The organism is Bacteroidales bacterium (assembly GCA_029210725.1).
GTDB lineage: Bacteria > Bacteroidota > Bacteroidia > Bacteroidales.
Map to the genome: position 1 here is coordinate 34,577 of JARGFM010000014.1, position 21,124 is coordinate 55,700.

12 protein-coding genes are annotated in these 21,124 nt (G+C 51.6%); 6 read left to right on the top strand and 6 right to left on the bottom strand.

Annotation, left to right across the window (positions count from 1 at the left end):
- Window positions 1–223 precede the first annotated feature (223 nt).
- A complete protein-coding gene (locus P1P86_09450; protein MDF1575402.1) occupies window positions 224–1,201 on the bottom strand; it encodes an AraC family transcriptional regulator in 978 nt (325 codons plus the stop codon).
- Between the two features lie 26 nt (window positions 1,202–1,227).
- Here P1P86_09450 and P1P86_09455 point away from each other — a divergent pair, with 26 nt between their 5' ends.
- Together P1P86_09455 and P1P86_09460 are read left to right on the top strand one after the other, a co-directional pair.
- A complete protein-coding gene (locus P1P86_09455) occupies window positions 1,228–2,718 on the top strand; it encodes an FGGY family carbohydrate kinase (protein ID MDF1575403.1) in 1,491 nt (496 codons plus the stop codon).
- 25 nt (window positions 2,719–2,743) lie between these two features.
- Window positions 2,744–4,507 (top strand): L-fucose isomerase, encoded by a 1,764-nt coding sequence (locus tag P1P86_09460; GenBank protein MDF1575404.1) that lies wholly within the window; start codon window positions 2,744–2,746, stop codon window positions 4,505–4,507.
- Window positions 4,508–4,558: 51 nt separating this feature from the next.
- On the opposite strand, the gene P1P86_09465 is transcribed toward P1P86_09460, so the two are convergent.
- Genes P1P86_09465 through P1P86_09475 form a run of 3 tightly spaced genes read right to left on the bottom strand, consistent with a single transcriptional unit; the run spans window position 4,559 to window position 8,823 of the window.
- A complete protein-coding gene (locus tag P1P86_09465) occupies window positions 4,559–7,069 on the bottom strand; it encodes a sulfatase-like hydrolase/transferase (GenBank protein MDF1575405.1) in 2,511 nt (836 codons plus the stop codon).
- Window positions 7,070–7,111: 42 nt separating this feature from the next.
- Complete coding sequence (locus P1P86_09470; protein ID MDF1575406.1) at window positions 7,112–8,503, bottom strand: glycoside hydrolase family 140 protein; 1,392 nt, start codon at window positions 8,501–8,503, stop codon at window positions 7,112–7,114.
- A 14-nt stretch (window positions 8,504–8,517) separates the two neighbouring features.
- Window positions 8,518–8,823: a hypothetical protein gene (locus tag P1P86_09475; protein ID MDF1575407.1), complete on the bottom strand. Its 306-nt coding sequence runs from the start codon at window positions 8,821–8,823 to the stop codon at window positions 8,518–8,520.
- Window positions 8,824–9,074: 251 nt separating this feature from the next.
- Here P1P86_09475 and P1P86_09480 point away from each other — a divergent pair, with 251 nt between their 5' ends.
- The gene (locus P1P86_09480) at window positions 9,075–10,412 is read left to right on the top strand and encodes an alpha-L-fucosidase (GenBank protein ID MDF1575408.1); all 1,338 of its coding nucleotides are present in this window, start codon (window positions 9,075–9,077) and stop codon (window positions 10,410–10,412) included.
- A 10-nt stretch (window positions 10,413–10,422) separates the two neighbouring features.
- On the opposite strand, the gene P1P86_09485 is transcribed toward P1P86_09480, so the two are convergent.
- Both P1P86_09485 and P1P86_09490 read right to left on the bottom strand, forming a co-directional pair.
- The gene (locus tag P1P86_09485; protein ID MDF1575409.1) at window positions 10,423–13,815 is read right to left on the bottom strand and encodes a DUF1080 domain-containing protein; all 3,393 of its coding nucleotides are present in this window, start codon (window positions 13,813–13,815) and stop codon (window positions 10,423–10,425) included.
- A gap of 30 nt (window positions 13,816–13,845) precedes the next feature.
- Entirely contained in the window at window positions 13,846–15,099 is a 1,254-nt protein-coding gene (locus P1P86_09490) for a Gfo/Idh/MocA family oxidoreductase (protein MDF1575410.1), read from the bottom strand.
- Window positions 15,100–15,243: 144 nt separating this feature from the next.
- Between P1P86_09490 and P1P86_09495 the strand changes: the two genes are divergently transcribed.
- The 3 genes from P1P86_09495 to pckA all read left to right on the top strand — a co-directional run bounded on the left by P1P86_09495 (window position 15,244) and on the right by pckA (window position 21,107).
- Window positions 15,244–16,497 (top strand): uroporphyrinogen decarboxylase family protein, encoded by a 1,254-nt coding sequence (locus P1P86_09495; protein ID MDF1575411.1) that lies wholly within the window; start codon window positions 15,244–15,246, stop codon window positions 16,495–16,497.
- Between the two features lie 128 nt (window positions 16,498–16,625).
- Window positions 16,626–19,334 carry a pyruvate, phosphate dikinase gene (ppdK, locus tag P1P86_09500; GenBank protein ID MDF1575412.1) on the top strand — a complete coding sequence of 903 codons (2,709 nt, stop codon included), beginning with the start codon at window positions 16,626–16,628 and terminating at the stop codon, window positions 19,332–19,334.
- A gap of 168 nt (window positions 19,335–19,502) precedes the next feature.
- Window positions 19,503–21,107, top strand: coding sequence for a phosphoenolpyruvate carboxykinase (ATP) (gene pckA / locus P1P86_09505; protein MDF1575413.1), 1,605 nt, complete (start codon window positions 19,503–19,505; stop codon window positions 21,105–21,107).
- Window positions 21,108–21,124 lie beyond the last annotated feature (17 nt).

Genomic DNA, 21,124 nt, shown 5'->3' on the forward strand with positions numbered 1-21,124 from the left:
TGGGAGGAAAGTTTTGCAATGCCATATTCTACAGGACTACCATATGTTTCATCTGTAATAATTGATATGCCCGGGATCTGATTACCGGTTCATGCGGCAAGGCCGCTTAAAAAAAGTAAACAAAGGAAGGCCAGACTTATCCCGTTCAGAACCTTAGCTATCCTTTCCATACGCCATTTTTTTATACAAAATGGTGTTTTCCGCTTTTGATCTGTTTGTTTCCTCATGGCTTAATATTAGTATATTTTCCCGGCATAATATTCTTTCTGTAGGCCCCGGGCGATACTTTCATGGTACGGCTAAAGATCCGGGTGAAATAATACCGGTCGGAGAACCCGCAGGCCGCGGCAATCTGGTCGATGCTCAGGTCGCTGTGATGTAGCATGTTGCAGGCCTTTTCCACGCGCATGCGAACCAGATATTTGTGGGGAGAATAGACCGTTTGTTGCTTGAACAGTCTTGCAAAGGCATTGACCGACATGCCTCCCCTTTGTGCAAGAAGCTTGTTGCTTATCTCTGTATCCCTGATGTGTTGCTCCATATACCGGATACCCTGCAGAATTCTGCGATCCAGCTTCTGCTTTTTCCAGGTGGTCGAAGGCAACTGGTGAAGCAGGGAGAAGAGCAGGGAGTATAACTCCAGGCTGCCGGTCTGTTCAAACCTGACCTGACCGGCTATAAGCTGCCTGCTTATTGACATAAGCAGTTTACGCTGCAGCGAAGAGTTTTCGAAGACAAAAATATCCGGTGAAATGGTATCATAGGGGTAGCCCAGGGTAAAATGAATGAACATATGCAGAACGGTTCCCTTCTCCAGCATGGCTTTTTCCATGGCCCTGCTTTCGACCCGTCCGCCTCTGAGGGAATAGGGCTGACCGGGCGGGACCCTGGAGTGATCGATATCTGAAGCAAAGGGTGTGTTCGGGGGGATCAGTACCAGCCTGTCAGCATCCAGGTAAATTGTTTTATTGTACACAACCCAGGCTCGTCCCGAACGGTTCCAGTACAGCCTCCAGTATGGAAAGGACATTTGCTGGCTTTTCCATTCAGACATCCACCAGTACCTGCAGCATAAGAGTCTTGGCAGGACTTCCTGAAATTCCTGGATCCTTCCTGAGGGATCGCCTTCCGGGGGTATTTCCTGGAACCTGAACATGGAGGAAATGGTTGGTTTGTACACAAAACTAAGAGAATTTTCCATTTAAAAGGCTTATAATCCTTTCTATCTTGCAGATTCATGTAGTCCGGGAAATGAGCTCAGAAGGAGAGGTTTTTAAAGCGATCGCCATCGATATGGGGGCCGGCAGCATCCGGGTGATGCTTGGCTCGCTGAGCGGGGAGAGTCTTGAACTGGATGAAATATGCAGGATCCATCATGAGATTCAGGAAGCGGATGGACGGGACACCTGGGACATGGATCATATCATCCGCGAAATCAAAAAGGGGATAGCCAAAGCCATAGAGGCATCCGGGGAGGCTCCTCAAAGTATCGGTGTCGATTCCTGGGGAGCGGACTATGTTCTGATAGATGCCCATGGAGAACTGGTGGATACCCCTGTGGCCTACAGGGACAAGCGTACGGCAGGAATGCGGGAGCAGTGGAGAAAGCACATGAGTGACCGGGATACCTTTTTACGCACCGGGATTAATTTTTACCTGTTCAACACGCTTTTTCAGCTATGGTCTGTCAGGGAACAAAAGGTGCTGGAGCGGTGCTCAAAAATTCTCTTTATCCCCGCTTATATCTCTTATATTCTATCTGGTTCGGCGCTGAATGAACTGAGCATTTCCTCCACGTCTCAGATCCTGCAGGTAGATGGAGCTCAGTGGGATCATGAAATTCTTTCCAGGCTCGGGTTGGAAGAGGAAAAACTTGGAGAAGTGATTCCTTCCGGGACCAGGCTGGGAAGGGTTACCATAGCGGAAGCGGGTCATATTCAGCTGGAAAATGTGGCCGTATGCGGACATGATACGGCCTGTGTGGTGGCCGCCCTGCCGGTGGAAAATCCTGATTTTGCTTTTATTTCGGCGGGCACCTGGTGCATCGTGGGCATAGAATCGTCCCGGCCCCTGCTCAGTGAGGAGGCCATGGAGCTGGGAATTACCAATGAAAGAGCCTACGGGAACGGCTACCGTCCCCTGAAGAACATTGTGGGCCTCTGGTTGCTGCAGGGATTGAAGAAGCAGCTGTCTGCGGATATCTCTTTTGCACAGATGGAGGAGATGGTCCGGGAAGATAAACCTGTCAGTCAGCTTATAGATCCGGAGGATGCCGGATTCTACCACCCCCCCGATATGAAAATGGCCTTTGACCGTTTTTTTGAAAGATCGGGTCAGCCTGTTCCGGAGAATTTCAGCGATTATATCTCCTGTGCCTATGATAGTCTCTGCTTCTCCTTCAGGTACTACATGGAGCAGCTGGAAATGCTCTCTCAGAGGTCCATCGAGGTCCTGCACCTGGTGGGTGGGGGAAGCCAGTCGGATTATCTCTGCCAGCGCATAGCCTCCATTTGTCAGCGGGAGGTCATATCCGGTCCGGTGGAAGGAGCGGCCATGGGCAATTTGATCATTCAGGGCATTGCCATGGGAAAGCTCGGGGATCTGCAGGAAGGAAGGGATCTGGTTAAAAAATCATGCAGGCTGAAAAGATACCGCCCCGGGGCCATACTGCCCCGGGCAGAGCAACGATACAACTTATATCTGTCACTTAAAACATAAAAAAATCATGAGTACTGGAAGATTACTGGGAACAGCCCCTAAAGTGGGAATCAGGCCCGCCATCGACGGACGTCAGAAAGGGATCAGGGAGTCCCTGGAGGATCAAACCAAAAATATGGCCCGGAGTGCGGCCACCTTGATTGAATCAAAACTCAGACATGCCGACGGTTCCAGGGTGGAGTGCGTGCTGGCCGACAGCTGTATCGGGGGAGTGGCAGAAGCCGCTGCAGCGGCCGATAAATTTGCCCGGGCCGGTGTGGGAGTGAGCCTGACCGTAAGCCCCTGCTGGTGCTACGGAAGTGAGACCATCGATATGGATCCCCTGCTTCCGAAGGCTATCTGGGGATATAACGGAACGGAGCGTCCGGGAGCTGTCTACCTGGCTGCAGCCCTGGCCGGACATAATCAAAAAGGTCTTCCAGCCTTTGGGATATATGGAAAGGATGTGCAGGATCCGGACGACACAAGCATTCCTGAAGATGTACAAGAGAAGATCCTCACCTTTGTCCAGGCTGGCCTGGCAGTGGCCACCATGAAAGGAAAATCCTATCTCTCCATGGGCAGTGTATCCATGGGAATCGCGGGCTCTATGGTGGATTCCCGCTTCTTTGAAGAGTATCTGGGAATGCGCTGTGAATATGTGGATATGTCGGAGTTTACCCGGAGAATTCAGGAAGGCATCTATGATCCGGAAGAATTGAGTGTGGCACAACAGTGGATCCGGAAGAACTGTAAGGAGGGCAAGGATTACAATCCGCCCGAAAAGCAGAAACCAGCCGGAAAGAAAGCAGAAGAGTGGGAATTTGTGGCCAAAATGGCCCTGATCGGGCGCGACCTGATGGTGGGAAATCCAAAATTAAAGAAGCTGGGCTTTGGAGAGGAGGCCATGGGGCACAATGCCATTGCAGCAGGATTCCAGGGGCAGCGTCAGTGGACCGATCATTTCCCCAACGGGGACTTTATGGAGGCCATTCTTTGTTCTTCCTTTGACTGGAACGGCATTCGTCAGCCCTATATGCTGGCCACCGAGAATGACAGCCTGAACGGGGTTTCCATGCTTTTTGGTCACCTGCTGACCGGCGCCGCCCAGGTATTCAGCGATGTACGTACCTACTGGAGTCCCGAAGCGGTAAAACGGGTTACTGGATTTGAACTGAGCGCCGAGGCCGGGAATGGATTTATCCACCTGATCAATTCGGGGCCCTCGGCCCTGGATGGCTCCGGGGAGCAGCTTATCGAAGGGAAACCTGCCATGAAACCCTGGTATGATATCAGTGAGGAAGAGGCCCGGAAATGTCTGGAAAGCACTACCTGGGGCCCGGCCGATCTGGGCTATTTCTGGGGGGGCGGATTCTCTTCTACCTTTAATACCCGGGGCGGCATGCCCATTACCATGAGCCGGATCAATATCATCAGGGGACTCGGACCTGCCCTTCAGATTGCCGAAGGGTATACCATCGACCTGCCGGAGGAAGTGCATCATACCCTTACCGAAAGAACCAATCCCACCTGGCCAACTACCTGGTTTGTTCCGCGTCTGACAGGGGAGGGGAACTTCAGGGATGTCTATTCGGTCATGGCCAACTGGGGCGCCAACCATGGTGCTTTCTCTTACGGGCACCTCGGTTCCAGGCTGATGGCCCTGGCCGCCATGCTCCGGATCCCGGTCTGTATGCACAATGTGCCCGAAGAGCAAATCTTCAGGCCCAGCGCCTGGTCAGCCTTTGGAATGGATAAGGAGGGGGCCGACTACCGGGCCTGTGAGGCCTATGGCCCCCTTTACAAATAGGAAGGGCAGGTTATAGGAGCAGAGGGAATCAGTTCTGTTTCCCTGCCTGCTCTATAAAAGGTCTGTGGCGCCTATCTCTCCGATGATTTGTTTTCGCCGGGCTTCCCACAGGGAAACCAGCTCGCGGAGTTTCTCCGGATGACGCTCTGCCAGGTTGTTGGTCTCACCGCGGTCCTTTGATAAATCATAAAGCTCCCATTCGCCACCATCCTCGATGGTAACGATCTTCCAGTTTCCGTCCCTGAGCACTTTTTTATTTTCGTGGTGGAAAAAGATGGGAGGCCTGTCGGACTCGATATCCTGTTGGAGAACAGGCAGCAGACTGATACCGGGTGCTTCGGCCCTGCCTGTCTCCGCGGAATCGATCCGGGTAATCAGCTCTTCCGGAGTGAGGTTCCAGGGGGCAAAGCGCTCCGGCTCCAGGGGATTCACCTGATGTACCTCAAATCCAAGCGCTTTTCTGTTTTCGGTCCTCATTTTCCGGATCTTATCCCATCCCGGAAGATACTTCTCCCGGTACTTGTCGATATCTTCCTGAAGGGCCTGCAGGGGAAAGTGGGGGGCGATAAAGGCAATATACTCGAAAAATGGTTCCTGGCTGTGTTCCCGATGGTGTTCTTCCAGGTACCGGATGGCATGATCCACAATAGCCACGGATGCCTCATAGTCCGAGCCCTCCTCCGGGAGAGGGATCTCTTTTCCATCCTCCCAAAGGTGGCGGGGACGCAGGTGCCTGCCATCCTCGGTCCGGTAGGAGTGGTCAAATCCCACCTCTGCATGGCTCATCTGGCTTTGCACGGGGACTTTTCTCAGGATGTGCCATTTGCCCGAGTGGTAGGTGTGGTATCCTTGTCTTTTCAGGATAGCAGGGAGCCAGGTGCTGTTTACCGGCAGCACGGAGGCATCCGAATAGTCCACTCCCGGCATAGGGTCAGAAAGGACCTGGTGGGAGTAGTATCCGGAGAGCAGGCTGGTCCGGGTGGGCCAGCACCTGCCTGTGTTGTAAAAGTTGGTAAAGCGGAGCCCCCCGGCTGCCAGGGCATCAATATGGGGGGTCTCCAGTATTTCTGACCCATAACAACCCGGATCGGAATGGCCCATATCATCGGCCAGGATAAAGACGATGTTGGGTGGTTCCGGCCTGGAAGCTTTCCGGGTACCGGCTTCGGACCTGCGAAGCATGTGAATGCAGCTAAGCATTCCACGGGTATTGTGATAGGTGGTCTTCCAGATATGACTTTTGCCCTGCATAGCACTTTCAGGAGAGGTATCCAGGGCTGCATTGTACCATCCGCCATGTTCTTTATCGATCAGCCAGGCATCGATGTGCTCCCAGGATTTCAGGAACTTCTGACCGTAGTCCGCGGGATCATCCGGGTAGAGCCGGTGCATCAGAAGCAGTGCGTTCATCCCTTCCACCAGTCCCCACCAGGATTTGTTCCGGTTTATGATGGTGATTTTTCCATCCAGCTCCCTGCCTGCATCAAAAAAACCACCGGCTTCCCGGTCCCAGCCCGATTCCAGAGAATGATCCACCAGCTTCTTTGCGATCCTGTGTGTCTTTTCATCCTCCTCCAGTCCCAGTGCGTGAGCCGTTTCCAGAAGAAGGAAAGCGCTTTCAACATCGTGACCATAAGTGAAATGCCGGGTGTACCAGTGGTTGTCAGGGGAGCGCTTTTCCATCTCCTCCTCCGGTACCAGGGTCCAGTCGGGGTAGAAGTATAACTGCAGATAGCCATCGGGATGCGTAAAGGTATCCCTGATGAGCAGGAACATCTCCTCCAGCCTTGTCCTGACGAGCGCATCGGGCCAGATACGGTATAATTCCGTGAAGGCTTCCATGATATGGATGGAACTGTTGTAATCCTTTAATCCGATGCCGGGGGTATCTCCCAGGGTCACCCGGAGGGAGTCCTGCCCGGTCATGGGTGTTCCGTTTCGCCACAGGAACTCGTAGTATCCTCCATGTAGCGGATCGTGGGCATGGTCCTCCATCCATTGAAAGGCTTTTTTAGCCAGCACCAGCGCATCCGGATCCTGGCTTACACGGTAATACTGCGCCAGGGCATAAACAGCAAAAGCCTGGCCATAGATCCGTTTCTCATGGATGCGTTCAGGGATGCCTGTTCCATCCCGATTGCAATAGGCATGAAATCCACCTGATTCCTTGTCCCACATCGTTTCTTGCAGAAAGGAGAAACCGTGAGCGGCATACTCCAGGTACCTGGTGCTGTCAGGGTAATTTTCCGCAACATGGGCGGTGGTCCAGAGATGCCTTGCCTGCTGAACCAGAGCCTTCATCTGGGAGTCCTCCGACAGGGACCAGTCATGGTTGAAAGCAGAAATATAACCTCCAGAGACCGTGTCGATATTTCTTGGATACCAGGGGTTCAGGATATAAAGGAACAGACTCTCTTTCATTTCATCGGCCAGTACAGCAGCTGTCTGATCGTTCAGCCCGGAATTGTTTTCGGATTTATTGCCTGATATGCAGGAGCCCAGGGTAATCATGGCCACGATGGTCAGGGAGATGGCCACGAAGTAGTTGTGAATAATAATCATGAAAGCTAAGTTAATGGATTAGTGTATCGTTGAAATGGCCGGTCAGAGTGTCCCGGGTTCGGGGAAGTTTTTGGAGGCATCATCGATCACCAGCACCCAGTCGACCCCCGCAAGCGGAACCGTAAATCGTTCTCTGGGTTCACCCTGCACCTCCCGGATAAACGTGCTTTCGCCTGTACGGGGATTGTACCACCAGGTCTTGAAGGCATCCCCTTTGATTCTCGAGAATTCTATGACAACCCCGAAGTTGGACGGAAGATAAACAAAGGCATAGCCATCCCCCTGTGTTGCGGCAATATGATTCACGGTTCCGCCGGCATTTCCGGAAATAACAGACTGATCCGGATAGCGTTCCAGCATGGGCCTGGATTCCATCAGTTGTCTTACATGCAGCATATCCCATGCGCCTGGAAGATCCATGGCTTCGTACCAGGGCATGGGAGGGTAGTTGACCGCTTTCACTTTAGCGGAGTAGAACTGCCAGATACAGTGGTTCCCGTAGGTATGTCCGTGTGCACCGGAAAAGAGGGCCCAGTAGGCAGCCCGGCGTACCTCATCTTCTCCGGCAGTCCCGTTTTTCGGATTCCATCCAAAGGGGTGCGATTCATAGATGGGTTCGGCATCCATGCAAGGTTTGGGCGGATCCAGGGCATAATCGGCATGGATCTTCCGGTAATTGGGAATGTAGCGGTCGCTGTGTCCCGATTGGTGCATATTGAAATCGAGCCATTCAGCCTGGTGAAAACACTCCGAGGAAGACCTGGAGCCCATGGGATGAAAGGTCATCAGGTGATTTCCATCGGTCGAACGGATCCCCCTGGCCAGTGCCTCCCAGACCGGTTCATTGCCTTTACACGGGCGGTCTCCGCCAATGATCCAGATAATATTGGGATGGTCCCTGTATCGTTCTCCCAGAAAGGCCCCGTACAGAAAAGCATTCTCCTGGTTAAAGATGACCGGACCCTGTCCCCACTGTTTGTCGACCTTATCTCCCCAGGTGGGAAGCAGGCCCATGTACAGACCTTTTGCTGCGGCCATTTCCACAATGGAATCCACAAAGCGGAAATAGTCCTCATTGGGCCGGGACGGATCCATATCGAGCAAGGGGACCTCGCCGTTCACGGAGGGTGCTATCAGGCCGTTTTCTTCAGCCAGGATGACGGCCTGGATCACGGTAAAACCCTTCTCCCTGCGATTTTCCAGGAAGATTTCTGCCTCCTGACAGGAGAGCCGGTGAAACAGTTCCCAGGCAGTTTCCCCGAGGTAGAAGAAAGCCTTGCCATTGGCATGCTCCAGAAAGCGCCCGTTTTTACTGACTTGTAGTCTGCCATTTTCCATCCTGGCAGCGGGTCCGTCATACACATTTTCCTGGGCTATAAGTGTATTATCAACAATTATTAACAGAAGCAGGGTAATCCAGAGAGTTTTCATCATCGTGTTGGAGTTTTTTAATTATGAAGGATTTGATTGTTTCTTGACAGAAAATTTGCCCACAGAATGCTGTTTTTCAGTACCAGGGCCAGGTTCAATGCCTCCATGGCTTTTTCGGAATCTCCGGACAGCCGGTGACCCAGGGCGATGAGGCAGAACGCAGCCGCTTTCCGGGGAGTTTCAACTGTATCGGACAGTTCTGCCTCATAAGTGGGTATGGAAAGCATCTCTTCCCGGATTCTAAGCTGTCCGGCCAATCCAAATGCGTTCATTAACAACAGGGTAAGAGCCCGGATTCGCAGGATGCTTCTCTCAGATTTCATGTATGAAACTCTTTTCTTGTTTGAAAACGGATATCACATCCTATAAACTTACATAAAATCCTTTATTCAGAAGCAGCACAGAAAGACTGTTTTTTGCTTATCAACCTTAAGTTATTTCATCTTCAGATAAGATCATTTGAGGAATATTATCTATCTTGTTAAGGGCTTTAGGTGCCCGAATGATGAGCTCCGGTGAAGGAGTGACTGCAGCCCTGTATCAGATGTATCATTTACTATAAAACCATATCAGCATGCAATATTTATCAACCCGACTGTTTTTACTGACTCTGATTTCAGGTGTTCTTAGCTGCTCCGTGTGGGCCCAGGAGGGCTATGTGCCCAGCCAGGAGAATCTGGATAACCGGGAGTGGTTTCAGGATGCCAAATACGGCCTCTTTGTGCATTGGGGGGTTTACTCCATAATGGGTGGCGGTGGCGACCCGGGTATCGCGGAATGGATCATGGAACGAAAGAATATTCCCATTGTGCAATATGAAAAACTGCCCGGTTTTTTTAATCCCACTCAGTTTGATCCGGCCCAGTGGGTTTCCATGGTCAAAAAAGCCGGCATGAAGTACATTACCATTACCAGCAAGCACCATGACGGCTTTGCCATGTACGATTCCAGGGTGAGCGATTATAATATCGTGGATGCCACCCCCTATGGCAGGGATGTGATCGGGATGCTGAAGGAAGAGTGTGATAAGCAGGGAATCAAACTCTTTTTCTACCACTCGCAGCTGGACTGGCACCATCCGGATTACTTTCCGCACGGGCGGACAGGCACGGGGATCGCAGACCGGTCCCAATCGGGCGATTTTAATGCCTACATCAATTACATGAATACCCAGCTTACTGAGTTGCTGACCCAGTACGGGGAGATCGGCGGGATCTGGTTCGATGGTATGTGGGACAAGCCTGAAGCCGACTGGCGACTGGTTGAAACTTATGCACTTATACATAAGCTTCAGCCCGGGGCACTGATTGGCAGCAACCACCATAAGATGCCCTTCCCGGGTGAGGATTTCATGATGTTTGAGCGTGACCTGCCGGGGGAGAACTCCATGGGATTCAACAATACAGGGATCTCTGAGGAGGTGCCCCTGGAGATGTGCGAGACCATGAATGGCTCCTGGGGATTCAATATCATCGATCAGAACTATAAATCGGTCGAAGAGCTGATCCATACCATGGTTCGTGCCGCCGGATACGGGGCCAATTTCCTGCTGAATACGGGACCCATGCCCAATGGAAAGATCCAGCCCGAAAACGTGGATACCCTGATGGCTGTCGGGAAATGGCTGGAGAGCTATGGCGAAACCATATACGGGACCAGGAAAGGCCCGGTGAAGCCTCAGGAGTGGGGCGCCATCACTACAAAGGACAATGTACTCTACCTCCATATTCTGGATTACAGAGGGCGGGCCATTGAGCTAAGTGGGATTGACCCAGGTCGTATCAGGTCTGCCGTATACTTCGACGATGGTTCCAGAGCTGATGTAAAGAGAACCGAAGACGGAATCACTCTTACTCTTCCCAAAGGGAGGGTAAAACCTGTAGATACAATTATAGTACTGACCCTGAGGTAAGCGTCAACAACTAAAGCTCCTTAATCCGGATGTTCCGGAACCAGAGCTGGGAGCCATGTCCCAGGAAACCGATATGGCCGCTGCTTCGCTTGAGCCCCGGATGTTCCTTACGATCTGGCGTTCCGTTTTTACTGGCCTCTTTCAGGTCTCCCTCCAGGATCAATGTTCCATTGAGGGTAATCCTGATCTGATCTCCTTTGAGGTAGACTTCCTGGCTGTTCCATTCGCCGACAGGTTTCAGATAGCCCCTTTTGGCCGGGATGATCCCGTAGACCGAACCATGGTACTGGTAGGGCTGCAGCCGGGAATATACTTCGGCAGTGTTATCCAGAATTTGCAGCTCATATCCCACATAGGCGGCATCGCCCTCCATGGGGGTCCGGATTCCCAGTCCGTTATTAGCGCCAGGAGTCAATTTAAACTCGAAACGGAATATAAAGTCCGAATATTCCTTTTCCGTATAGAGGTTTCCTCCGCTTTGAGCCGGACGGATCACGATGGTTCCATCCTCCACCGAGTAAGAGTGCTTATTGCCGGCCCAGTTGGAAAGATCCCTGCCGTTAAACAGGCTCACGAATCCATCTGCCTTTTCTTCTTCAGTCAGGCTGTTCTGGTTTTTCCCCAGTTCTCTGATATAGAGGTCCCTGAAGGCCAGGTCGGTGCCATGGGCCTGCAGCTCGATGGGCCCGGTGGGATAGATGGGGATGCTTCTGTCCCAGTAGTTCTCCATGACCACATGATCCACTACCAGCTGTCCGTTCAGGTAAACCGTCACACGCTCATCGATCATAATGATCCGGAAGGTATTCCAGTCGCCGATGGGATTATCCGCCACCAGAAGTGGTTTGCTTTCATGTTCCTGGTTGTTGTAGAGGCCTCCCGATCCCACCTGGGCACCTGCCTCCACCCTGGAGGTATCCCAGATCTGCACCTGGGGGCTGCCGCGCAGGTAGATCCCTGAATCCCCTTTCCTGGTGATTCTCCAGTCCACGATCATTTCGAAGGATTCATAGTCCTTTATACTGCACAAATTCGATCCCTCGCCGTTAAAGACAATACAATGGTCTTTGACGCTCCAATTCTTCTTCAGGTTCTCATTGGCCTCTTCCTGGAGTTTCTTAAGCTCCTCTGCGGAGAGTCCGGCCTTTTTAAGCGGATCGGCAGCCAGTCCCTGCCAGCCGGAAAGATCGGTCCCGTTAAATAAGGAGACAAAGCCTGTTTCGTCCGGCATCTTATCCAGGTAGTTCTGAATGTCGATCTTCAGGTATTCGCTGTCAGGGCCGGAAATTATATCCCTGGCAAGCAGAAGTTTCTCCCGGACAATCTTCCCTGTAAGTTCCTTGTCCAGTCCGTTGCCCGGCAGCACCACATTTACCAGGGCATTGGCGGCCTGACTCTTCAGTGAATCCTGTTCCAGGTAGCCGCTGAGGGTCACAAAACTCAGAAAGGTCTTTACTCCGCCCAGGGCCCTGATCAACAGGCCGTGTTCGGCAGGACTGCCTGCAAGGGCCTGGATCTTTCTCAGCAGGAGCAGTTTCTGGTCATCGGGAAGAGTAGACCCAGATACAATCCTCACATAACTTTTAAAGGCCGCTTCCTTCTCCTGAGTATCGGTGGAGCTGGAACAAATCTCGAACAGGGGAGTGGCGGCATAGATATCGTTGGACCGGATCAGGCCTGAGAAGGCCCTCTTTCTGGTCTCTTCCTTATTGCTGCCATAGGATTCGTATACCGCATCCAGAGCCTCCCTGCCGCCAATTGTTGCCAGCACTCCGATATATTTCTCCATGGAATAGGTCCTGGCTGCATGCAATAAGAGTGCCTGGGTGGTCACCTCTTTATGGTTGCCCCTGTTGATGGCAGCTACTAGAGCAGTCTCCACGGCTGCAATTTCATCCTTATCTTCCAGCTGGTCGAATAATTTTATTAAATCGCCCAGGTCTCCCTGGTCAGCGACCAAATGGAGATTCTCCAGGGAGGCAGACCTGATTGCTTCCGCCTGGGAGATCTGGCTGTACAGCAGGTCGAAGGAGCCGGGATCGCCCCTGGCAGCAATTAACTCTATGAATAATACCTTTGTCTCTTCAGGAGCACCGTCCAGCTGCTTGCTCAGCAGGGGGAGCTGACTCATATTCAGAGTCTGCAGCAGGGCCTCTTTGACCGTTTTGCTATCCGGATCTCCAGGGTGTGAAAGTGCGTAGGCTATGAGTTCGGGGACGGCTTTGTCTTTTTTGATCAGGGCCAGCGATTTTGCCGCCTGCTGACGGATTGCCGGATCCGGATCGTCCAGGTATCCTGAAACCAGATCTGCGGTTTCAGGACTCTGAAGCATTCCGAAGAGGCTGAGGATCTCCGCTTTCACCTCCATGTTTCCGGTGCTGCTCAGGGCAGCTTCCCAGGGGCCGACCGGTGTGTGATTGGCTGTTGCATAACGGATGGCGCTCATCCGGTAGGATTTGTTCTTCACTTTCATGGCATCCACCAGCAGGGCGACATTTTTTTCTATGGCTCCGGTTCCGGCTGCTGCAATCAGGGCGGCGCTTTTAAAATGGATCTGCTCCGGAGTTGTACATTTTTTTATGACGGTTTTGCAGATTTTCAGGCTTAGTCCCTGCCTGTTTTGCTCTGACAGGGTCCGGGCAAATGCGATCAGGCTGCCGGTGGCATTCGTGGGTTCCGGCAGATATCCCGCCTTTTTGGCGGCATCGCTTAAGAGATCATAGGAATCAGGATTTCCCAGTTCGGCCAGGCAGGCCAGTACACTTCGCTGAAGCTCCGGAGAGTTTGAACCTGCCAGCGGGGCAACCGCACTGGCATGTCTGCTGTCCCCGGTGTTTTTAAGGGCGTTTACCAGGGCTATCTGTGTCCGGCCCCCGCTTTGGTCCAGCCGGGCTGCGAACAGGTCTGCAGCTGCCTCCGGATGGATATCCCGTATGGCCCTGATCACTGGATCCTGAAGCTTTGGATCAGTCAGATAGCTGGCCAGATGGGTCAGGGAAGCTTCGCTTCCGGAATAGTTGAGTTGTCTGATAAAAAAGCTTTTTACCAGGGGATCCTCCCTTTTCTCTATTTGCTCCAGGATCAAGGCCTCCCACCGTTCCCGGTCTTTTTCAATCCCGGTCTGACTGAGATAGCGGGAGAGGCTTTCAATGGCCACCCGCGCCCTGGTGTCGTCACCCGATCCCGGGGGAATGACCAGGTCCAGAATCATCTGCAGGGCTGCTTCCTCCAGGCTGAGCATGGATTGCATCTGATCGTTGAGCTTCTGCTGATCGTTGGCAGGCACCTGTGCCAGCAGGTCGGCCACCTGGGTATCCAGGGTGCGCCTGTCCTGTGCCATAAGTGGATTGGAAACCAGCAGCAGGGCCAAAAGTGCAGGGAGAAAAAATCTTATATCTTTCATATTTGATATCTTAAAAGTCATAGCTGTTTCTTAAATATTCCAGGGGGAACGCATTTCGGGATAGATCAGGCGGTTGGCTCCTTCATCATTTATAAACTCCTGTTTCACAGGATCGAAGTGGAGGGTGCGTCCAAGGCGGAGCGCTGCCACTCCCATGTTGACCATGGTACAGGAGCGGTGACCGTTCATTTCGTTAAGCGCAAATTTCTGACGGGTCCGGACCGATTCATGGAAGGAGGTAATCTGAGGTTCCGGATCGGGCAGGGTGGCTGCAAGCTGCTGGATATTTGGAATGGTAGAACGGAAACCGCGGTATATCTTCCCATTGGGACCCTCTATATAGGCCGCATCCTTGTCCCTGTTCTCCCCGTCCAGGATGATCTGGCAGCCATCTTCATAGGTATAGGTGATCCTGCGCCAGGAACCCACCGCATCGTTGTGCTGCTGCGGAGCATCCACTTCCACTTTGATGGGGCTGGTATGGTCCTTGTTGAGCATATACTGAACCGGATCAAGGTAGTGCTGACCCATATCTCCCAGTCCGCCTCCGTCATAATCCCAGAATCCTCGGAACTTGGAGTGCACCCTCAGGGGGTTGTAGGGTTTAACGGGGGCAGGCCCCAGCCACATATTGTAATCCAGGTGTCCGGGCACCGGCATGGGACTTAGGTTCTTGTCGCCGCTCCAGTAAAATTTCCAGTCGTAGCCTGTGATCCCGGAGACCGTTACCTTCAGGGGCCAACCCAGAATACCGCTATCTACAATCTTCTTCAATGGTTTCACCGTGGTTCCCAGTCCATAGAAACCGCCTCTGAACCGGAACCAGGTGTTCAACCTGAACATGCGGCCATTGTTCTGCACCGCCTCAATCACTCGTTTCCCTTCCCCGATTGTTCTGGTCATTGGCTTTTCACACCAGATATCTTTTCCTGCTTCTGCAGCCATCACCGACATGGTTCCGTGCCAGTGTGGAGGGGTGGCAATGTGTACGATATCGATGTCTTTCTGAAGCAGGAGCTCACGGAAATCAGAATAGCTTTTTACCCCGGAGCCGGCCCTTTGACTGGCGCGCTCCAGGTGCAGCCGGTCGACATCACAAATGGCAACCAGGCGTCCTTCGCGTGTAAAATGGTGATTGTAACCAATTCCACCTACACCCACAATAGCTTTGGTTAGCTGGTCGCTGGGGGCCGTGTAGCCGGGTCCCCCGAGAACATGTCTGGGAACAACGGTAATCGCTGCTGTTCCCAGCACGCTCTTTCGGATAAAATCTCGTCTTTCCATGATTTGAGTTTGGCAAGTAATAAATATGAATTCAAATGTATGAATTCGCCTCCGCTAGCCCAAACAGAAAGAAGGTTTAGTATTTTTCAGGATAATCGCTAAATTGTCTTGTGGTTTTCGGATCTTTCAAAATATTTCTTATACATGACAAATTCACGAGCAAAGCTGCAAAAAACGCTGAATCATCAGGAGCCCGGAGGTTTGGTGGTTGATTTCGGGGCCAGCCCGGTTACCGGAATCCATGTTCGCCTGGTGGAGCAGCTCAGGGAGCATTTCGGCCTGGGAAAGGGACCTGTAAAGGTTATCGAGCCTTTTCAGATGCTGGGTGCAGTGGAAGACGATTTGCAGGAGGCCATGGGAGTGGATGTAATTGGTGTTTCACCCCCTTCGGATATGTTTGGAAATGCCCTGACCGATTGGAAAGAGTACCTAACGCCCTGGGGTCAGGTGGTACTGGTGCCTGGTTCTTTTACCGTTTCAGTGGATCATAAGGGAGATACCCTGCTATATCCACAGGGGGATAAAACGGTAGCTCCCAGTGCCAAGATGCCCTGGGCAGCCTATTTCTTTGATGCAGTCAACCGTCAGGAACCACTGGAAGAAAGCAAACTGGATCCGGAGGACAATGTCGAGGAGTTTGCTCTGATGGGTGCATCCGATCTGGACTACTGGAGACGAATGATTCCGGAGGCGGCCCAAAAAGGTAAAGGCCTGCTGGCCAATTTCGGGGGTACGGGAATCGGCGACATTGCTTTGGTTCCCGGGCTGAACCTGAAGGCTCCCAAAGGGATCCGGGATGTGGCCGACTGGTACATGTCGACCCTGATGCGGCCCGAATACCTTCATTATGTATTTGAGAAACAAACTGATATTGCCCTGAAAAACCTGGCCATGCTTAAAGATCTGGCAGGCGATCAGGTGGATGTGGCCTATATCTGCGGGACCGATTTCGGCACCCAGGACTCCTCCTTCTGTTCCGTCGAAACCTATGAGGAGCTTTACGCTCCTTACTACAGAAAGATGAATGACTGGATCCATAAAAATACCCCCTGGAAAACCTTTAAGCATAGTTGCGGGGCTGTGGAACCTTTTATGGAGAGTTTTATTGCATCAGGCTTTGATATTATCAACCCGGTACAGATCAATGCGGCCGGAATGGATCCGGCATTGCTGAAGGAGAAGTATGGAGACCGGCTGGTATTCTGGGGAGGCGGCGTGGATACCCAGAAAGTCCTTCCCTTCGGAACTCCGGATGAAGTAAAGGCTCATGTACACAGGCAGTGTGAAATCCTGGCTCCCGGCGGCGGTTTTGTTTTTAATACGGTGCACAACATGCAGGCCAATGTTCCCTTACAAAATGTGGTGGCCATGTTAGAGGCTGTCAGGCAGTTCGCCTGAGCAGCCGCTACTTCGAATTAACATTATTTAGAACAGTTTTATCTTTTTTTTAGGTACCTTTGTGTCTTTGAAAATTAAAGATATTTCATATAAATAGCTCATTATTAATAACTAAAAGAAAATTTCCAATGTCAGATGTAAAACGCGTATATACTTTCGGTGACAGAAAAGCTGAAGGCAAGGCCGACATGAAAAACCTCCTGGGTGGCAAAGGTGCCAACCTTGCAGAAATGAACCTGATTGGTGTACCGGTTCCTCCAGGATTTACGATTACTACCGAGGTTTGTACTGAATATAATGAGCTTGGTCAGGACAAAGTGGTTGAACTGATTAAGCTGGAAGTAGAGGCCGCTGTTAAAAACATTGAAGATATCATGGGAACCAGGTTCGGAAGCAATGAGAATCCCTGCCTGGTTTCAGTGCGTTCCGGAGCAAGAGTTTCCATGCCGGGAATGATGGACACGGTCCTGAATCTTGGGATGAATGAGAATGCTGTAAAAGGTCTCATTAAAAAAACGGGCAATGAAAAATTTGCCTGGGACAGCTACCGCCGTTTCGTACAGATGTACGGAGATGTGGTTCTGGGAATGAAGCCCGAATCCAAAGAGGACATTGATCCTTTCGAGGCGATCATGGAAGAGGTGAAAGAAGCACGTGGCGTGGAGAACGACAACGAACTAACGGTGGAAGACCTGAAGGAACTGGTTGAGAAGTTTAAGGTTGCTGTCAAGAAGCAGACCGGACATGATTTCCCGGTGGATCCATGGGAGCAGCTCTGGGGCGCTGTTATGGCTGTATTTGACAGCTGGGAGACACCGAGGGCTAAGTATTACCGTACCATGAACCAGATTCCCGGAGACTGGGGTACTGCTGTAAATGTCCAGGCCATGGTCTACGGAAATATGGGAGAAACATCCGGAACAGGGGTTGCCTTTACCCGCGATGCCGGAACCGGAGAGGATATCTTTAACGGGGAATACCTGATCGATGCCCAGGGTGAAGATGTGGTAGCTGGAGTTCGTACACCCCGTCAGATCACCAAAGAGGGTTCGCTGAGGTGGGCCAGGCTTGCCGGAGTTTCTGAAGAGGAACGTGCTTCCACCTATCCGTCACTGGAAGAGGTAATGCCCCAGGTATACGCTGAACTGCATGAGACCGAGCAGAAACTGGAAGATTATTTCAAAGATATGCAGGATCTGGAGTTTACCATCCAGGAAGGAAAATTGTGGCTGCTTCAAACCCGTAACGGAAAACGTACCGGCGCTGCCATGGTAAAGGTTGCCATGGACATGCTGCGTGAAGGTAAAATCGACGAGAAAACGGCCCTGCTTCGCCAGGAACCTGCCAAACTGGACGAGCTGCTTCACCCTGTATTTGAGAAGGGTGCCCTAGCTTCTGCTACAGTTCTGGCACAGGGACTGCCGGCTTCCCCCGGTGCTGCAACCGGACAAATCGTATTCTTTGCCGACGAAGCAAATAAATATCCTGTTTCCATCCTCGTAAGGATAGAGACTTCTCCTGAGGATCTGGAAGGCATGAACATTGCCAAAGGCATTCTGACCGCACGGGGCGGAATGACCTCCCACGCTGCTGTGGTTGCCCGTGGAATGGGTAAATGCTGTGTTTCCGGTGCCGGTGGTGTAAAAATTGATTACAAAGCCCGTACCATGACCGCTGCCGGTAAGGTATTCAAGGAGGGAGACTGGATCTCGCTGAACGGATCGACGGGTAATGTGCTGGAAGGAAAAGTGGCAACCATAGATCCTGAACTGAGTGGTGATTTCGGAGCAATTCTGGAGCTGGCCGAAAAGCACACCCGGATGGATGTACGTACCAACGCTGATACTCCTCATGATGCAAAGGTTGCTCGTGATTTCGGAGCCAAGGGGATTGGGCTGACCCGTACCGAGCATATGTTCTTTGATGGTGAGCGCATTAAGGCCATGAGGGAGATGATCCTGGCCACAACAGAAGTGGAACGCCGCAAAGCACTGGATAAGTTGCTGCCCTATCAGCGTGAAGACTTCGAGGGAATCCTGGAAGCCATGGCCGGATACGGAGTGACCATCCGCTTGCTGGATCCGCCGCTGCATGAATTTGTTCCCCACGATGAGGCCAACCAGAAGGTTATGGCTGATGAGATGGGAATAAGCGTGGCGGACATTCAGGCACTGGTGGAGGACCTCCATGAATTCAACCCCATGCTGGGGCACCGTGGATGCCGTCTGGGGAATACCTATCCGGAGATTACCGAGATGCAGGCCAGGGCCATTATTGAAGCGGCTGTAAATCTGACCCGGAAGGGTCTGGATGCACGTCCCGAGATCATGGTTCCGCTTATCGGTACCTGGAAAGAGTTTAAGATGCAGGAAGAGATTATCCGTGCCACTGCCGAGAAAGTATTCGAAGAGAAAGGAGCCAGATGCGACTTCCAGGTGGGTACCATGATTGAGATCCCCAGGGCTGCGATGACTGCTGACCTGGTTGCTGAGCATGCCGAGTTTTTCTCCTTTGGAACCAACGACCTGACCCAGATGGCCTTTGGCTATTCCAGGGACGATGCCGGTAAATTCCTGCCCATCTATATTGAAAAAGGACTGTTAAAGAACGATCCTTTCCAGACCCTCGATCAGGAAGGTGTCGGGCAGCTGGTCGAAATGGGCGTTTCTAAAGGACGTTCCACCAATCCCAAGCTGAAAGTGGGTATCTGCGGAGAGCATGGAGGAGATCCGGATTCCGTGGAATTCTGCCACCGTGTTGGAATGGATTATGTTAGTTGTTCTCCGTTCCGCGTTCCTATAGCCAGGCTGGCTGCAGCACAGGCCAATCTGCGCTAGGATGACAAAACGGGATTTTTAATATACCAATAAAGCGGCAAAGTTTGATTTTGCCGCTTTTTTTTAGGATATTCGTATAGATGTATATCAGGACAAGCTCTGAAAATCTTACATATTTGAACAAAATCAATTCAAAAAATTATAATTTGAAACACGATGGTAGATATTTTGAACAAGTTGAAACTTACACAGTATGACATCACTGGGACGGCCGACGTGGTCTACAACCCTTCTTATGAGCAGCTGTATGAAGAGGAAATGAATCCCGCCCTGGAAGGATTTGAAGTGGGAGTGGAGAGTGAGTTTGGTGCTGTAAAAGTGGATACAGGGATATTTACCGGTCGTTCGCCCAAAGATAAGTACGTGGTTATGGATGATACCACCCGGGACACGGTCTGGTGGAAATCTGAACAGGCCAGATCCTCCGACAATAAACCGATCAGCAAGCAGGTCTGGGATCATGGATATAAACTGGCTTCTTCCCAGCTCTCGGGTAAAAGGCTTTTTGTAATGGATTGTTTTTGTGGTGCCAACGAAGACAGCAGGCTTAAGGTCAGATTTATTATGGAAGTAGCCTGGCAGGCTCATTTTGTCAAGAATATGTTTATACGCCCCAGCGAAGCGGAACTGGAAACATTTGAACCTGATTTTGTGGTTCTTAATGCCGCAAAAACCGTAAATCCGGAATGGAAGGAGCAGGGGCTTAATTCTGAAGTATTCGTATTCTTTAACCTCACCGAGCGTATGGGGGTTATCGGTGGGTCCTGGTACGGGGGTGAGATGAAAAAAGGAATTTTCTCCATCATGAAATACTACCTTCCCCTGAAAGGGATTGCTGCCATGCACTGCTCCGCCAATGTGGGCAGTGACGGGAATACTGCCATTTTTTTCGGACTCTCGGGGACCGGAAAAACCACCCTGTCCACCGATCCGAAAAGAGTCCTGATCGGGGATGATGAGCATGGCTGGGATGACGATGGTATCTTCAATTTTGAAGGGGGCTGCTATGCCAAGACCATTCATCTGAGCGAGGAGAGTGAACCGGATATCTATCATGCCATAAGGCGCGATGCGCTTCTGGAAAATGTCATCGTGGCCCCGGATGGTAAAGTTGATTTTGATGACGCTTCCAAGACACAGAATACCAGGGTGTCTTATCCGATCTACCATATTGACAACATTGTGAAGCCTGTCTCCAGAGGAGGACACGCCAGCAGGGTGATCTTCCTGACGGCAGATGCCTTCGGGGTTATGCCTCCGGTATCAAAACTGACACCGGAGCAGACCAAATACCATTTTCTGTCGGGTTTTACCGCTAAACTGGCCGGTACGGAACGCGGAATCACCGATCCGGTGCCCTCTTTCTCAGCCTGTTTCGGGGCTGCCTTCCTGACCCTTCACCCCACCAAATACGGAGAGGAACTGATAAAAAGGATGGAAGCTGCAGGTTCCAAAGCCTACCTGGTTAACACCGGGTGGAATGGTACCGGGAAGCGGATCTCCATAAAAGATACCCGGTGCATCATTGATATGATCCTCGACGGGACCGTGGACAAGGCTGAAACGCATATGATTCCGATTTTTAATCTGGAAGTGCCTCTGGAATTACCCGGTATTTCGGGCGATGTACTGGATCCAAGAGATACTTATGAAGATCCGGCTGAATGGGAGGAAAAAGCAAAACACCTGGCTGAATTGTTTTTCAATAACTTCAAACAATTCACCGACAACGAGGAGGGCAGGGCTCTGGTTGCAGCCGGGCCGCAACTTTAATCCATGCATCACATCAG